15 protein-coding genes are annotated in these 16118 nt (G+C 68.1%); 6 read left to right on the top strand and 9 right to left on the bottom strand.

Features of this window, described 5'->3' with window-relative positions:
* The 4 genes from AGI3411_RS04635 (at position 1) to AGI3411_RS04620 (ending at position 4391) form a co-directional block, all read left to right on the top strand.
* Entirely contained in the window at positions 1-1410 is a 1410-nt protein-coding gene (locus AGI3411_RS04635) for a sensor histidine kinase (protein WP_129526234.1), read from the top strand.
* Positions 1400-2530, top strand: a complete 1131-nt coding sequence (locus AGI3411_RS04630) for an ABC transporter substrate-binding protein (protein ID WP_129526233.1) — start codon at positions 1400-1402, stop codon at positions 2528-2530. The genes AGI3411_RS04635 and AGI3411_RS04630 overlap by 11 nt, the downstream gene beginning before the upstream one ends.
* A gap of 272 nt (positions 2531-2802) precedes the next feature.
* The gene (locus tag AGI3411_RS04625; protein ID WP_129526232.1) at positions 2803-3888 is read left to right on the top strand and encodes a helix-turn-helix transcriptional regulator; all 1086 of its coding nucleotides are present in this window, start codon (positions 2803-2805) and stop codon (positions 3886-3888) included.
* Positions 3889-4094: 206 nt separating this feature from the next.
* Positions 4095-4391 (top strand): DUF4148 domain-containing protein, encoded by a 297-nt coding sequence (locus AGI3411_RS04620; RefSeq protein ID WP_129526231.1) that lies wholly within the window; start codon positions 4095-4097, stop codon positions 4389-4391.
* Between the two features lie 29 nt (positions 4392-4420).
* Here AGI3411_RS04620 and AGI3411_RS04615 read toward each other — a convergent pair whose 3' ends face one another.
* Positions 4421-4849: a VOC family protein gene (locus AGI3411_RS04615; RefSeq protein ID WP_129526230.1), complete on the bottom strand. Its 429-nt coding sequence runs from the start codon at positions 4847-4849 to the stop codon at positions 4421-4423.
* A 385-nt stretch (positions 4850-5234) separates the two neighbouring features.
* Between AGI3411_RS04615 and AGI3411_RS04605 the strand changes: the two genes are divergently transcribed.
* The gene (locus AGI3411_RS04605) at positions 5235-6731 is read left to right on the top strand and encodes a methyl-accepting chemotaxis protein (protein ID WP_129526228.1); all 1497 of its coding nucleotides are present in this window, start codon (positions 5235-5237) and stop codon (positions 6729-6731) included.
* An 18-nt stretch (positions 6732-6749) separates the two neighbouring features.
* Here AGI3411_RS04605 and AGI3411_RS04600 read toward each other — a convergent pair whose 3' ends face one another.
* On the bottom strand, positions 6750-7718 hold the full coding sequence (locus tag AGI3411_RS04600; protein WP_129526227.1) for a Bug family tripartite tricarboxylate transporter substrate binding protein: 969 nt from the start codon (positions 7716-7718) through the stop codon (positions 6750-6752).
* Positions 7719-7738: 20 nt separating this feature from the next.
* Positions 7739-9325, bottom strand: coding sequence for a sulfatase family protein (locus AGI3411_RS04595; RefSeq protein WP_129526226.1), 1587 nt, complete (start codon positions 9323-9325; stop codon positions 7739-7741).
* 139 nt (positions 9326-9464) lie between these two features.
* Between AGI3411_RS04595 and AGI3411_RS04590 the strand changes: the two genes are divergently transcribed.
* Entirely contained in the window at positions 9465-10370 is a 906-nt protein-coding gene (locus tag AGI3411_RS04590) for a LysR family transcriptional regulator (protein WP_129526225.1), read from the top strand.
* Between the two features lie 19 nt (positions 10371-10389).
* On the opposite strand, the gene AGI3411_RS04585 is transcribed toward AGI3411_RS04590, so the two are convergent.
* The 6 genes from AGI3411_RS04585 to AGI3411_RS04560 form a co-directional block, all read right to left on the bottom strand.
* A complete protein-coding gene (locus AGI3411_RS04585) occupies positions 10390-10833 on the bottom strand; it encodes a CopD family copper resistance protein (protein ID WP_129526224.1) in 444 nt (147 codons plus the stop codon).
* A gap of 93 nt (positions 10834-10926) precedes the next feature.
* Complete coding sequence (locus tag AGI3411_RS04580) at positions 10927-13056, bottom strand: TonB-dependent receptor family protein (protein WP_129526223.1); 2130 nt, start codon at positions 13054-13056, stop codon at positions 10927-10929.
* Positions 13057-13127: 71 nt separating this feature from the next.
* Positions 13128-13571, bottom strand: a complete 444-nt coding sequence (locus AGI3411_RS04575; protein WP_129526222.1) for a CopD family copper resistance protein — start codon at positions 13569-13571, stop codon at positions 13128-13130.
* A gap of 42 nt (positions 13572-13613) precedes the next feature.
* Entirely contained in the window at positions 13614-14303 is a 690-nt protein-coding gene (locus tag AGI3411_RS04570; RefSeq protein WP_129526221.1) for an ABC transporter ATP-binding protein, read from the bottom strand.
* Positions 14296-15096 carry an ABC transporter permease gene (locus tag AGI3411_RS04565; RefSeq protein WP_129526220.1) on the bottom strand — a complete coding sequence of 267 codons (801 nt, stop codon included), beginning with the start codon at positions 15094-15096 and terminating at the stop codon, positions 14296-14298. The genes AGI3411_RS04570 and AGI3411_RS04565 overlap by 8 nt, the downstream gene beginning before the upstream one ends.
* Positions 15093-16094: an ABC transporter substrate-binding protein gene (locus AGI3411_RS04560; protein ID WP_244240254.1), complete on the bottom strand. Its 1002-nt coding sequence runs from the start codon at positions 16092-16094 to the stop codon at positions 15093-15095. The genes AGI3411_RS04565 and AGI3411_RS04560 overlap by 4 nt, the downstream gene beginning before the upstream one ends.
* Between the last annotated feature and the right edge of the window lie 24 nt (positions 16095-16118).

Genomic DNA, 16118 nt, shown 5'->3' with positions numbered 1-16118 from the left:
GTGCCGCACGGCCGCATTTCCGTCCGCCGCCGACTGCTGGCCACGCTGCTGGCCCTATTCGCTGCGGCCCTGGCCGCGCTCTACCTGCTGGTGCGCGGCTATGCCCACCAGACCGCCGACACCACCTACGACCAGCTCCTGCGCGCGTCCGTGCTGTCGATCGCGGACAGCCTGCAGCTGGTGCAAGGCGAATGGCGGATGGACATGCCCTACGCGTCGCTGGCGCTCCTGGAACAGGCGCCTCGCGATCGCGTGTTCTATCGCGTCACCGCCGCCGGCGGCGAACTGGTCTCAGGCTACGCGGACCTGCCCTCCCCGCCCGGACGCGGCGACGCCGGCCCCGCGGACTCGCCGCGCTTGTTCGAGGCCCATTACCAGGACGAGCCGGTGCGCGTCGCCTGGATGGAGCGCAAGATCGCCGGCCCGCGCGACGCCGAAACCGCCATCATCGAGGTCGCCCAGACCCGCGAAGCCCGCAACGCGCTGGCGCAAGGCATTCTCTGGAAGGGCACCCTCGCCCTGATCGGCTTCGCCGCCGCGGCGCTGGCGCTCGCCTATTGGGGCCTGCACCGCTCGCTCTCGCCCATCCAGCGCATCGAGCGCGAACTGGCCGATCGCAGCGCGTCCGACCTCCATCCCATCGCGGCGCCCGTGCCGGAAGAACTCGACACCCTGGTGCATGCGCTGGACGGCTTCATGTCCCGTCTCTCGGAGAACCTGGACACGCTGCGCCTCTTCATCGCCGAGGCCGCCCACCAGCTGCGCACGCCGCTGGCCGCGCTCCACGCCCAGATGGAAGTGGCGCTGGACGAGGATGATCCCGCCGAGCAGCGCCGCAGCTTGCTGGCGGTATTGCGCAACGCCGAGAAGCTCTCGCGCCTGGTCAACCAGTTGCTGAGCGACGCCAGCGTCATTCACCGCAGCAACGTCCGGCAGTTCCAGCCGGTCGACCTCGCCGAGCTGCTCGGCCAGGCCCTGTACGACACCGTTCCGCAGGCCGATCCCCAGCCCGACGTCCGCCTGCGCCTGCCCGGCGACGCTGCCGCGAACCCGCCGCGCGTCATGGGCGACAGCCTGATGCTGCGCGAAGCCTTCAAGAATCTCATCGACAACGCCCTGCGCCACGGCGCCACGGAAAACGGCCACATCGACGTCCGGCTGGAGCCGGACGGCAGCGGCTGGCGCATCACCGTGGCCGACCAGGGGCCCGGCATTCCGCCCGCGCTGGCCAACACGGCGTTCGAGCGCTTCGCGCGCGGGCCCAACCCGCGCGCGCCGGGAGCCGGCCTAGGGCTGTCGATCATCAAGCGGGTCGTCGACATCCATCAGGGCCGGCTCGCCCTGAGCAATCGCGTGGGCAGCGGCCTGGAAGCCGTGATCACGCTGCCGGGGATCCAGCATGATGCATAAGGCCTTCGCAGCCCTGCGCCGCTTCGCCGCCGCGGTTTTCCTGCTGCTGCCCCTGGCCGGCCTGTGCGCCGAAACCAGCGGCAGCGGATTGTCGCTGGGGCCGGCGGACAGCAAGAACGTACTCGTCGTGCATGCATCCAACAGCGTGCAGGTATTCCGCGGCGTGCTGGAAGACTTCAGCAGGCTGAACCCCGCCATCCGCCTGGAATACACCGAGCTGTCCACGCAAGACCTCTACGCGCAGGCGGTCGCCCGCGCCTGGCAATCGCCCGCCGCCAAGACAGGCCCGGACCTCATCATCAGCAGCGCGATGGACCTGCAGACCAAGCTCGTCAATGACGGCTACGCGCAGGCGCACGTCTCGCCCGCGACCCGCGCGCTGCCCAGCTGGGCGAACTGGCGCGACGAGGTCTTCAGCATCGGCACCGACCCCATCGTCATGGTCTACAACACGGCCAGGCTCGACGCGGCGCGCGTGCCGCGCACCCGGCGCGAACTGCTGTCCTTGCTGCAGGCGCCCGACCAGCCGCTGGCCGGCCGCATTTCAACCTATGACGTGGAAGGCAGCGGCATCGGCTACCTGGCCGCCACCCAGGACACCCGCTTGGACAGCATGGCCGGCGCGCTGCTGGCCGCCCTTGGCCGCAACTGGGTCACCGTCCATGCGTCGACGGAACACGCGCTGGACCGGCTCGAGCGCGGTGAAATCACCCTGGCCTACAACCTGCTGGAATCCTATACGCAGCACCGCATCGACCGGGGCGCGCCGCTGGCCATCGTGTACCCGCAGGACTACACGCTGATGCTGTCGCGTTCCGCCGTCATTCCCCGGCAGGCGCCGCGCGCGGACCTGGGCGCGCTGTTCCTCGACTACCTGCTGTCGCCCCGGGGCCAGGAGACGGTCGCGAAACAGTCGGGCATGCGGCCGGTGAGCGCCTCGGTCATCGCGGCCGCCGGCGTGCGGCCGGTCGGCCTGGGCGTGGGCCTGCTTGTCTATCTGGATCCGCTGAAGAAAAAACACTTCCTGGACCTGTGGCGCGCGGCGATCCAGCCGGCCGCCGCGGGGGGCGGCACGCCCCCGGCCGCCGGCGGCCCCGGCCCTGGCGGCGCCATTGATTGAAACATCCCGGTACGGGCGCACCAGATCGGTGCGGCCAGCAGGCAAACGATGCGCGGCTGCCGCCCGCAGACCGCTGATTTTCTTCCGGCACACGGATTTGCGAGGATAATTTCCTGTGGGATCCGCGGCGGCCGGCAGCCGCCCGCCCCCCTGCCCCGCCGCGCGGACGAACCCTCGCCGCGCGCCGCTTCCCCTGACGAGGCCGGAGCCGTCCACAACAATCTGCGATGCGCGGCAGCGAATGCTGCCTGAACCAGAGCCGGAGGCACCAAATGGCCGAACACCCGATTGCGGTCCGGCGGGCCATCGAGGCCGTCAGCCACCTCGTCGACCCCGAACCGCCGTGGCAAGACATCCTGCGCACCGCCCGGGACATGGTGGGCGCGGACAGCGGCACGCTCATCGTCTTCGACGCGCGGCACAATCTGTTGAACCTGTCCTCCATCGGTTTCTCGGACGCCTGCGTCGCGGACTACCAGAACCACTACTACCGCTGCGACGTCCTCGAACGGGATTCCCGGCTGTCGCCCTGCGGCACGTGGCTGGACACCGCCACGATGTACCAGCGCGGGCAGCTTCAGCGCACGGAGTTCTACACGGACTTCATGGTCAAGCACCGTATGGCGCAGATCCTGTCGCTGGTCATCGAATCGAACGCCGTGATGCATGCGGCCATCGGCTTCCAGCGTTCGACGGTCGATGCCAAGGCCAGCGGCCAGCTCCAATCAGGCGGCGTCGCCCGCTACTTCCGCACGCTGCGCAGCCAGCTGGTGCAACGCGAAAAGGCGCTCGCCATCGGATGGCGGTCCATCGAAAGCGCCTTCACCGACGTGGGCGAAGCGGTCCTGCTCATCAGCAAGGACGCCATGATCGACAGAATGTCCACGCTCGCCGCGCGCTACCTGGATGATGGGCACGGGTGGCACGTCCGTGGCGGCCGGCTGCGCCATGCCGACGGCAAGATGCAGGCGCTGTTCGAGTCCCATTGCCTGGCCGTCGCGCGGGACGGAAAGGCCTGTTCCCTGGCGGCGGCCTCCGGCTGGGGCGAGCTGTTCTGGATCGATATCAGCGCGGCGCCGGACGCGCTCAACCTGATTGGCGGACGCATGCTGCTGGTGCGCATGCGGCGCAAGAGCGCCTTCGCGCCTCTGGACGTCGACAGGCTGGAATCCGTGTTCGCCATCACCCATGCGGAAGCGGCCGTGCTGGCGGGGCTGGCTACCGGCCACAGCGTGGAGGAAGTCGCCACGCTGCGCAACGCCTCGGTGCTGACCGTGCGCAAACAGGTCGCGTCCCTGCTCAACAAGATGGAATGCAGCCGCCAGTCCGAACTCGTGAGATTGGCCTCTTTGCTGTAGCCGGCCGCCGCCCCGCACGCGGCGGCAGCGTACTCCATTTTGGGTATGCAGCGCTCCCCGGCTCCGCCCTACGATGGAGCCGAAGGTATGAAGCCGGGGAGCAACATGCCGGTCGCGCAGCTGTCCTTGCCCAAGACTGCCTTGCCGTGAGCCCAAGGACACCGGGTCCCAATGCTGCGTTCATTCTTGCCATCGAGGAGCACTTCATGAAGACTGCCCTATTTTTCCGTGCCGCCGTCCCGGTCGCCCTGGCGGCCGCCGCACTGCTGTCCGGCTCGGCAAGCGCGCAAATGGCCTCCGCCTCGTCCGGTGCCGGTGCCAACACCACGGTTACCCGCGAGGACGTCATGCGCGACCTGGCCGCCTGGAAACAGGCCGGCGTGGAAAACAACTGGAGCACCGAAAATACGCCGGACGTCAACAGCCCGGAATATCTCGCCAGCTACAAGAAGTACATGGACACGGTGAAACCCGCCTCCGCGCCCCCGGTTCGGACCCAATGACCCAGATTCGCGACAGGCGCGCCGCGCCGTCAGAAGGTCACTTTGACCGACGGCGCGCTGCGCTGCGCCTCGCCGTGGAACACCGCTTCGATATTGTTGCCATCCGGATCCAGCACGAAGGCCCCGTAGTAGCCCGGGTGGTAGTCCCGGAAGCCGGGCGCGCCATTGTCCTTGCCGCCGTGGGCCATCGCCGCCTGGTAGAACGCGTCCACCATCGCCTGGTTCTCGGCCTGGAACGCCAGGTGATGGCGGCCCGTCAGCTGGCCCAGCGCCGCCTTGCTGCCGGGCGTGGACACAAACAGTTCGTCCGCCCAGAAATAATCGTCGCCGGCGCCGCCCATCGGCACTTTCAAGGCATCGAACACCGCCTGGTAGAACCGCTTGCTGGCGGCCAGGTCCCGCACCACCAGTTGAAGGTGGTCGATCAGCCGGCCACGATGGATTTCATGGGTCTGCATGAGACGTTCCTGTCAGGAGGGAGCGTTTGACTATAACGCCCGTCCCCGTCCGGGCCGGCAACAAGGCGCAACGTCAAGCCAGGTATGACGCCACCTCTGCCGGCGTCAGCCAGGGAGCCGCACACCAGGGCCAAGGCTGCGGCGCGGCTGGGGTGAAGGGCTGGAAGGACGCCGGCGGTCGGCGTAGACATGAGACGTTGCGAGGGATCGGCTGCAAAGCCGAGATGGTCGTCCGGGATTCCGCGGCCGTGGACATGCGGCGACGCGGATCGCCATCGCCACGGATCTATAAAATATTTTGGAATAAATCTTCACAAATTGGCATTCATCTATCAAAATCCAGCTTGCGCGAATCTTCGCGCCTCCCCTGCCCGAGGATCAGCCCATGCGCACCGCAAGCCGCTTGCTGGAAGACTCGTATCGCCGGACCGACCGCGCCATGCTGCCGCTGCTCTGGTTACTGTTCATCGTTGCCCTGTGCATGGCGCCGCAATACGGCCGATGGGCCGCCGCGGCCACGGCGGGCATGCTGGCGGCAGGCATTCCCACGCTGTTGATCCTCTGGCGCCCCGGCACGTTGGCCACCCGCCTTTGCGTCGCTTGTGGATTGATGGCCCTGGCCGCGCTCCATATCCACCTTCTGTCGGGCCAAACCGAAATCCACTTCGGCATCTTCGTGCTGCTCTCCCTGCTCCTCGCCTATCGGGACTGGCGGACCATCCTGTGCGGGGCATTGGTGATCGCGGTGCACCACCTGTCCTTCAACTACCTCCAGCAATGGGGATACGGCACGCTCTGTTTTACCGAGCCCAGCCTGGGAATGGTGCTGCTGCATGCCGCCTATGTCGTGGTGCAGGCCGCCGCGCTGGGCTGGCTGGCCTGGAAGATGGAGCGCGCCGGCATCGCCGCCGAAGAACTGGCGCGGCTCAGCGCGCATATCGGGCGCGAGCCCGGGGTGTTCGACCTGCGGTTCGGCGGTTTGAGCATGAACAGCAGCCTGGCGCGCAGCTTCAAGACCACCATGGACGCCGTGCATCGAACCATGAGCAACGTGCGGACCACGGCATCGGCCCTGTCGGCCGCCTCCCGGGACATGATGCAGGGCAACCTGGAGCTCGAGGAACGCTCGCGCACGCAGGCCGGGTCGCTGGCGCAGACCGCATCGTCGATGCGCGACCTGGCCGCCAATGTCCATGACAACGCCGACCATGCGCAGCAGGCCCGGCAACTGACCGATCAGGCACGGCAGATCGTCGGCACCGGCAGCGCGGCGGTTGCCGGCGTCGCGACCGTGATGGGAGAAATCCAGCAAGAAGCGCAGAAGATCTCCGAAATCACCGGGCTGATCGACAGCATCGCGTTCCAGACGAACATCCTGGCCTTGAACGCCGCGGTAGAGGCGGCCCGCGCAGGCGAGAGCGGGCGGGGCTTCGCGGTGGTGGCCACCGAGGTCCGCGCCCTGGCGCAACGCAGCGCCAGCGCGGCGCGCGAGATCCGCACCCTCATCGACGGATCCTTGGAAAAGACCAGCAGCGGCTTCCGCCAGGCCGACGCCGCCGGCGGCGTCATCCGCGAAGTCGTGTCCAGTATCGACCGGGTTGCCGGCATCGTCGGCCATATCGGCGACGCCGGCCGGGCGCAGAGCACGGATATCGAAGAGGTGAACCAGGCCGTCGCCAAAATGGACGAACTGACCCGGCAGACCGCCGCCCGCGTCACCGAAGCCGCCAGCGCATCGACGGCCCTGCAAGCCCAGGCCGCCCAATTGCTGCAAGCCGTCGGCGTGTTCCGCCTGCAGGGCGGCCAATTGGTAGCGGAATCCGCCGAGCCCAGGCAGCTTGGCCAGCCCCGGCCGGCCACGCTGGCGCTGGATGGCGCCTAGCAGCGGAACCGTGCCCCGCTACTCCCCCTTGATCCCGGCCTTTGCGATCACCCCCTTCCACCCCTGCGCTTCCTTCTGCACCCACGCTTGCGCCTGCGCCCTCCCCGCGAAAGGTCCGTGCATGCCCAGCCCTGCCATGCTCCGCTGGAACTCCGGCAAGGCATAGACCTGCGCCAGCGTTTTCTCCCAGACCCGCGCGATCGGCTCGGGCGTCCCCTTGGGCGCCATGACCAGGAACGCGAATGCCACGTCGTAGTCCTTCAAGCCGGCCACGCCCGACTGCGCGGCCGTCGGCACGTCGGGCAGGTCGGCGTCGCGCTCCTTGCCCGACACCGCAAGTGCCCGTAGCTTGCCTGCCTTCACGTGCGGCAGGAGGCCGGGCACCGCGAGGAAGGCCGCCTGGATCTGGTCGCCCAGCAAGGCGTTGACCGCCGGGGCGTTGCCCCGATACGGAACGTGCGCGACGTCCATGCCGGCCGCGAGGCGGAGTTTCTCGAAGGCGAGGTTGCCGGGGCTGCCATAGCCGGCGGAGGCGTAAGTGATGGAGTGCGTTCTGGCGTAGCTCAGGAATGCGTCCAGCGTGCCGATGCCCAGCTCGGGCCGCACGGCCAGCGCCAGGCCGAAGCTGCCGGCCAGGCTCAACGGTTCCAGGCGTTGGGTGACCTCCTGCTCCAGGCCCTTGAAGATGAAGGGGTTCACGGTCATCAGGGTGTCGAGCGTCATGAGCAGCGTATAGCCGTCGGGCGCGGCCTGGGCGACGGACTGGGCGCCGATATTTCCGGAAGCGCCAGAGCGGTTTTCGACGATGACGGTCTGGCCCAGGAGCTTTCCGGCATGTTGGGCGATGGCCCGGGCTTCGAGGTCCAGGGGGCCCGCGGGCGGGAAGTTGACGACCAGACGGATCGGCCGCGTGGGGTAACCGGACGGCGCGGCAAGCGCGGTGCCGGCCACGAGCAGCGCGGTACAGAGCAGCAAGGACTTGATCATGCTTTTCTCCTGCGTAAGTGTCAGGCGATGGCGGACGGATGCGGGCTGGTTTCAGCATGGCGGATCATGCAGCGCGAAAGCGCCATCAGCAGTTCGCCGCGCAGCGCGGCGGCGGCCGGATCGCCCCACAGGTTGCGGAGTTCGTGAGGGTCCTCCTGCAGATCGTAGAGTTCGCCCCAGTCGGCATCGGCGTACACGCTGAGGCGATGCCGCGGCGTTTGCAAGGTGCGCATGCGGGTGCGGCCGGCAAAGCCGAACATGGTGCGCTGGCCCTCTTCTTCGATCAGAACGGCTTCACGCACGCTGCCGGCGGCGCCGGACATCAGCGGCAACAGGGAGGCGCCCTGCATGCCGTTGTAGGCCGGCAGGCCGGCGCGGGCGAGCACGGTGGCCGCGATATCGGCGGTGGAACATAGCGCCTGGCTTCGCGGGGCTGCCGGCGCGGCTTGCGGATCCCGCCAGATAAACGGCGTACGGATGAGACTTTGATAGTGGACGGGGCCCTTGAGCAGCAGTTGATGATCGCCGAAGTAGTCGCCGTGATCGCTGGTAAAGATGACGACGGTGTTGTCGTCCAGCCCGGTCTGCCGCAGCGCCTGCATCACCCGGCCGATGGTGAAATCGATATGGCTGATGGACCCGTAGTTCAGGGCAATGGCTTCCCGAGCTTCGCGTTCGGTGCAGGCGAAGATGGCCGGCGTGTGCTTGACGGCCTTGCGCTCGTCGCGCTGCCGGTACAGCCAGGCCACATGGGGCGGCGGCTGGCGGCCGGGCGCGGCGCTGGCATGGAAAGATTCAGGCAGCGTCACGTCTTCGGGCCGGTACATGTCCCAGTACTTGCCGTGGGGCGTGAAGGGATGGTGAGGATCGGGAAAGGAACACTGGATGAAGAAGGGCTTCCCGCCGGCGGCGTGTTCGCACAGCAGCGCGATCGTCTGGTCGCCGATGTAGGCACTGGTGGAGCATTCTTCCGGTACGCGGGTGCGCCAGGCCTGGCGGTGTTCCGTCAACACGAAGCCCGGCGCGGGCATGGCGTGTTCGGGGCCCCACAGGCGCCGCGCCTCGGGGTGCACCCGGGCGAGCCAGCGCTCATAGTGTCCCCAGACCTGGTCGCCGTGGTCCACGGCCAGCGCCACGCGCTCGAACCCATAGAACGGCGTGCCCAGGTCATGGCGTGTATCGGTGCGCCACAACGGCCCCCACTCCTGGTCGTAGTCGCCCGGCTCGGCGGCCCAGGCCTCGCCTTGCGCGCCGTCGCCGCCAGAGGGCGGCCAGACGGGCCCCTTGCCCGTCATGTTCTGCAGATGCGCCTTGCCGACCAGCGCGGTGGCGTAGCCCGCGCCACGCAGCCGCTCGACAAAGGTGGTGGCGCGTTGCGACAGCGGAATGCCGTTGTGGCGCACGCCGTGCACCGAAGGCATGCGCCCGGTCATCAGCGTGGCGCGATTGGGCATGCAGATCGGCGACGCGACATAGAAGCGGTCCGCGGACCACCCCTGCCCCGCCAGCGCGTCGAGTTCGGGTGTGCGCAACATGGGGTTGCCATAGCTGCCCAGATGGTCCGCGCGCTGCTGATCCGTAATGAAGAGCAGGAAATTCGGCTGCATCGTGTCTCCTCGCCGCCGGCTTGCTGCCGGCATGGCTCTGTTGTCCGGCCATTATGTGGAGAGCAGATATAAATTGATAATGAATTAATATTACCGAGCCATAACCGTGAATTTATGTCTCGAAGACGGACGAACACGCATGGACTGGACCCATCGAATCCGCCTGCGCCACCTGGCCATCCTGGTGCGCCTGTGCGATACCCGCAACCTGAGCCAGGTCGCCTCCGAACTCAACATCACGCAGCCCGCGCTGTCGAAGTGGCTGAAAGACCTGGAGCAGGACATCGGCCTTCCGCTCTTCGATCGCCACGCGCGCGGCATCGAGCCCACGGCGTACGGACTTGAATTGCGCGCCCATGCGCGCGAGATACTCGGCAAACTGGGCCGCGCCCAGGACACCATGGCGCAATTGGCCCGCGGCGCCACCGGCACGCTGGCCGTGGGTGTCACACCCAATATCGCGCCGGTGCTGCTGCCGCCCAGCATCCAGCGTTTCCGGGAACGCTATCCCCGGGTATTGCTGCGATTGGCGGAGAGCACGCTGGACTACCTGCTCCCCTTGATGCAGGAAGGTACGTTCGACGTGCTGGTCGGCCGCCTGGAGCAGCACTCTTTGCCGCGCAACCTGCACTACGAAGAGCTGTACGACGAGCCCATCTGCCTGGCAGTGGGAAGCACGCATCCCCTGGCCGGGAAACGCAAGGTCACGTGGCAGGAAGTGCAGGGCTATCCCTGGATCGCTCCAGGCCCTTCCACTCCGATGCGGATGCGCATGGACTATGAGCTGGCGTTGGCCGGACAACCCGCGCCATGGCAGCAGGTAGAGTCGTCGTCGGTGCTGGTCAACCTCGCGTTGCTGACGGATTCAGACCTCGTGATGCCGATCTCGGAGCGGCTGGCCCGGCATTTCGCGAAGCAGAACATGATCAAGGTACTTCCGCTTGCCATGCGCAGCCGGGGGATCACCGGCATGGTGTGGCGCGACGCGGCGCTCGCGTCGGAGCATGCTGCATACTTCATGGAGTGTTTGCGGCTGGCGAGGTGAAAGGGCGGCACGCCCCCAGCTACCACGTCACATAGAACATCGCCTTCGCCAGAATCACGATGGCCACCATGTGACAGAACACGCTGATGTGCAGCCGCCTCTGCAACTCGCCGGTCAGGCGCTTGCGCTGCGCCATCACCAGGGCGGTGACGACGTGCGCCAGCACGCTCACGGCCAGCGCGATCTTGAGGGTCAGGAGGATGCCGAAGGACGAGCTGCCCGGACTGGCTAGCGCGTCGCGGTACTGCCAGGCCAGGCCCAGGCCGGCCAGGTAGAGCACCAGCACGGCCCAGGGGACCACGGAACGCACGCGCGGGCCGAGCTGGGTGCCCAGCGCCTTGCGCACGTCGGGCGGCAGGCGCCTGTGCACGGGCTCCAGGAACAGCACCTCGAAGGTCACGGTGCCGACGAAGACGAAGGCGGCCAGCAGGTGCAGGATGAGCAGCAAGGGATAGGTATTCATGGCAGGAAGGCTCCCTCTATTGCCCGTGATTGTCTCATCCCGGCGCGCGCCCCCGGGATGATATTCGTCAAGCCGGCCCCGGCGGCCCGTCGCCTAGAACCGGTAGGCGACCCCCGCGCTGAACGAGCGTCCGTTGCCGGGCAGGAAGATCGGCATGGCGGGCGTGGCGGTGTTGCGGATGGCGTAGCTGCTGGCATAGGTCTTGTCGGTCAGGTTGTCCGCCTGCACGTATCCGCTCCAATGCGCGTCATGTTCGTACGCTACCTTGAAACCCAGCAACGCATAGGCGTTCTGCTGCGTGCCGGGCGCGTTCGCATGGTTGGTCTCGGTATCGCTCATCAGCCAGCGCAGGTTCGGGCCGAAGCGCCAGCCGCCCACGCGGTACATGACTTCGGCGCTGAGCAGATGGCGCGGCACGCCGGCGATGCGGTTGCCCTGGTATTCGCCGTTGCGGAAGCGGAAGTCGCTGAAGGTGTAGGCGATGCGGTAGTCGAACAGGCCTGCACCGGGCGACGGCAGGCTGCCGTTGATGCCGGCTTCGATGCCCTGGTGGCGGGTGCGGCCGGCGTAGTTGTACGTGCCGGCGGGCGTGCCGTTGGCGTTGGTGACGGACATGAGTTCGTCTTCGACATTGCTGCGGTACAGCGACACGGTCCAGTTCAGGTCCCGGCCCGCCACATTGAACGTGCCGTCTCCGCCGATCTCATAGGTGAGCGCGCGCTGCAGGTCGAGCTTGCTCATGGACGTGACGGCGCTGGCGGGGTTCATGGGCGCGGGGACTTCGCCATTGACGATTTCCCAGAAAGTGGGCGCCTCGTTGCTGCGGCTGATGTTGGCGTACCAGCGCTGTGTGGCGGCCGGCTGCCAGATGATGCCTCCGCGCGGCGTGGCGTAGTCCCAATCCTGGTCCAGCGTCTTGCCGGTGTTGCGCTCGCGCGCGTCGCGCACGGCCTGGGTGTATTTCAGGTCGCCGACGAGACTGAACTGCTCGGTGACGTGCCAGTTCGCGCCGACCAGCGCGCTGCGGTTCTCGGCCTTGAGGTCGTAGGCGCCGAAGCGCTGCAGGCGGCTGCCGTCAGCGGGCCGGATCGCATAGAGGTCCCGGTCCATGTCGCTGCGCTGCCAGTCCAGGGCCACGCGGTAGTCCACGCTGCCGGCCTTGCCCGCTAATTGCCATGCCAGGCCATAGGTATCGCCGTCCGTGACGTTGGCCACCTGGGGATTGATGAAGTCGTCATTGGTGCGCTGCCAGTAGATGCCGGCAGTCTGATTCAAGGCATCCGTGCCCCAGTAGCTGCGGTTGGCGATGCGGAACTGGCTGGTGTCGCGGTGCGGATCGCGCTGGTAGACGTTGTTGGCCAGGTCCTGGGGCGTGGTCCCGTCGCCCAGCACGCTGCGCGGGTCCTCGTACATGCGCGCCTTGGGGATGGGCTGGGGAATGTCGAACTTGAGGTCCGTGTAGGACAGATAGGTACGGTTCTCGAAAGTGCCGCGGCGAAAGCCCAGGTTGCCCTGGAAGCTGGACCGCTCGGACGCGGAATGGTGGCGGTAGCCGTCCGACTTGTCGTAGCCGAAGCTGAAGCGGCCGTCCAGGCGCTCGTCTTCGAAGCCCTTCGACAGCGTGAGGCTGCGCGAGCCAAAGCTGCCTCCGCCCAGGCGGATGACGTCGTTCTGGACGCCGGTAAGAGATTGGAAGTCGACCTCGCCGCCCAGCGTGCTGGCGCCGGGCGACAGCGCATTGGCGCCGCGGCGCGCGGTGATCAGGCCGGCGTTGCGCGGTTCCAGCAGGCTGATGATGAAGGATCCATCGGCGTCATTGAGCGGCAGGCCGTCCTGCATGAGCAGGATGCCGCGGCTCAAGGGGTTGCTCTGGATGCCCGAGCCGCGGATGTTCAGGCGCGGCTGGTCCAGGCCACCGAAGAACTCCTGGACGATGATGCCGGGCTGGTAATCCAGCGCGTCGCGCAGCGTGATCAGGCGCACTTCCTGCTGGGGCTGGGTCAGGTTGGTGCCGCCCGGCACGGTCCGCAGTTCGGCCTCGGCCTGTTGCGGACCGGGGTCCAGGACGCGCGTCAGGGATTCGCCGGATACCACCACCGGGGCCAGCGACGGCACGGCCTGCCGGGCCGGGGCTTGCGCGGTTTGCTGGGCGTAGGCCGAAGGCAGGCCAAGGGCGCCGAAAGCGAGGCTGGACGCCAGTTGGCGCAGGACGAGGGACGTCATGGGAATGCTTCCACGTAGAGCGAGTAATGGGCTGGACAGGAGCCGGAGCGCGTTGGAACGCGCGGGCCGGCCTACCAGGACAGATGGAACATGGTCTTGGCCAGCAGCACGATGCCGACCATGTGACAGAACACGCTGATGTGCACCCTTCTGCGCAGCGCGCTGTGCAGGCGCTGGCGCCGCGCCAGCGTCATGGCGACGACCACGTGGACGAGCACGCTGGAGGCAAGTGCGATCTTGATCGACAGCAGCAGGCCGAAGGACGAACTGCCCGGGCTGGCGAGCGCGCTCCGGTACTGCCAGGCCATGCCGAGGCCGGCCAGGTAGAGAACCAGGACGGCCCAAGGCACCACGGCGCGCACCCGCGGACCGAGCTGGCCGCCCAGCGCCTTGCGCACGTCCGCGGGCAGGCGCTTCTGCACAGGCTCCAGGAACAGCACTTCGAACGTAACGGTGCCGACGAAGACAAAGGCGGCGAACAGATGCAGGACGAGCAAAAACGGATATGTGTTCATGACGATGCTCTGGTATTGGGAAACAGGAAATCGGGACGCGCCTCAGGCCGGCCCGCCGGCCGCCAGAAGCAGCTCGCGCAGGCGTTGCGCGCCGCCCCTGCCGCCGCCCGGCCCGTCCAGCGCGATTGGCATGACGCGGCCACGGTCGACCATGACGCAGCGGTCGACCAGCCCCAGCAGCTCTTCCGGGTCGTGGCTGATGCACAGCAGGGCCGCGCCGCTCGCGGCCAGTTCCTCCCCGCAGCACGCGGCGAGCTGGCGGCGCAACGCGGGATCCAGCGCGCTAAAGGGCTCGTCCAGCATCAGCAGATCGGGAGCCATGGCCAGGGCGCGGGCCAGGGCCACGCGCTGCGCCATGCCGCCGGACAACTCGCCAGGCCAGGACTGCATGGCGCCGTCCAGGCCGACCCGGGCCAGCCACTGCCCGGCCAGCGCTCGCGCCTTGCCGGCGGAATGCCCCGCTCCGCGCAATGGCAGGGCGACGTTGTCGAGCGCGTGGCGCCACGGCAGCAGCCGGGGCTCCTGGAACATCAGCACGGGAAGCCGGAACGCGTTGCGCAGCACGCCGCCGTTTGGCCGCGCGAGGCCGGCGGCCAGGCGCAGCAGACTGCTCTTGCCCGCGCCGCTGGGGCCGATCAGGCCCAGCCGCTCGCCGGGCCGCAAGCGCAGGTCCACGTCCTGCAGCACGGTCCGGGCGCCATAGCGCAAGGAGAGGGATTGCATCTCAAGCATGGCTGGGCTCCATCCAGCGCCCCAGCCGGCGTTGCAGCGGCTGCAAGAACACGAATTCCAGCAGGGCCACCAGGCCCAGGATCAGCAAGACCCAGGCGAAGAGCTCGGCGGTGTCGAAGGTGCTGCGGGCATTGGCCAGGGCATAGCCCACGCCATTCTCGGCGCCCAGCACCTCGGCCATGACCACCAGCCGCACGCCCCCGCAGGCGGCAATCAGCAATGCGGCCAGCAACGGCGCGCTGAGCGCGGGCAGGTACAGGTGGCGCAAGCGCAGCCAGGGGCCGTAGCGGTAGACGTGGCTCATCTCGATCAACCTGCGGTCCACGTGCAGCATGCCTTTGACGGTATTGACGTACATGCCGGGCGCCATCATCAGGGTGGTGATGAAGATCACCATGGGCGAACCCAGGCCGAACCACAGCATGGCCAGCACCACGACGACCACAGGCGGCATGGCCATCAACAGCCAACGCAACGGCTCGATCAATCCGCGCAGCCGGGCGCTGTGCCCGGCCAGCACGCCCAGCGCGAATCCGATGGACGCGCCCGCCAGCACACCCGCCCCGATGCGCGTCAGGCTGACACCCGCGTTGGCGAAGAACTGTGGGCTGCGGACCAGCGGGCCGATGGCGCGCAATGCGTCCCAGGGCGTGGCCATCAACAACGGACCGAGCTGCCGCGCGGCCACGTGCCAGGCCAGCAGAATCAGCAGCACGCCCGCGGCGCTCCAGGCGCGCGAGGTGCGCGCCGGCGCGGTAAGAAGGGGGCCCTGCCCCAGCCGCGATCCGCTCATGGCGCGTAGAACCCGGCGGGCGGCAGGCTGCCGCCGATGGCCTGCGGATAACGGTCGGCCAGCAGGCGGTACAGCGCCTCCAGCTCGGGGCGCGCGGCCTCGGCGCTGCGGCTCTCCAGGCGTGTGCCGCGTATCGCGGTCTCGATGGCGGGCAGGGGCAGATGCGGCAGGTGATCGCGCACCAACGCCGCGCACTCGGCCGGATGCTCGACGCACCAGCGCGCGGAAGCGGCATACGCCTGGTTCACGGCGCTGCAGAGTTCGGCGTCGTCCGCCACGCGGGCGGCAGCCATCACGCCGGCCTGCGGCAACGAGGGCTGCGCGGGAAAGGCGCCGCGCCAGGCCTGCTCCAGGCTCTGGCCGCGATGAAGCGCGGGCGCGCCCACGGTCTGCCCGGCGCGCCACAGCAGCAGCGACGCCATGGGCTCGACCAGCAGCGCCTGCGCGGCCTGGCCGTTGAGCATCAACGCGATCGCGTCCTGGCCGTCGCGGGTGCGGCGCAGCGTCACCGGCCCCAGGCCGCGCGCGGCCTGCGCTTCCAGCAAGGTATCCAGCAGCACCGCCGGCAGGTCGCGCTGGAACGGCACCACCAGTTCGCGGCCGGCCAGGTTCTCGAAGGTCCTCACGGCCGGATCGCGGCTGACCAGCCACAGAATGCCCCAGACCGAAATGTTCAGCAGGCGCACCGGCATGCCGCGGTTGTACAGCAAGGCCGGAAGCGTGCAGGGCGCGGCGCTGAAGTCGAGCTCTCCGTTGACCAGCAGCGTGCGCAGCTGATCGGGGGTCTGCCACAAGCGGAAGCGCAGCCGGTCGGCGTGTTCCGCCAAGGCGCCGGTGGCGGCCATGTGCATCAAGGGGTAGCTGACCACGGCTCCCGGGCCGGCCAGCGTCAACACGGCATGGCGGCGCGGCGCCGCGCGCGCGATCGGCAGGGCGGGCGCCAGGGCCATCCCAAGTGCGGCCGCGCAGAAGCGGCGGCGCATAGCTGAATCATTCATTGAATTTCAAATAAGAATTGTTAT

It is taken from the genome of Achromobacter agilis, from assembly GCF_900496965.1.
GTDB classification, from domain to species: domain Bacteria; phylum Pseudomonadota; class Gammaproteobacteria; order Burkholderiales; family Burkholderiaceae_B; genus Achromobacter; species Achromobacter agilis.
This window is presented reverse-complemented; position numbering and strand designations above follow the sequence as displayed.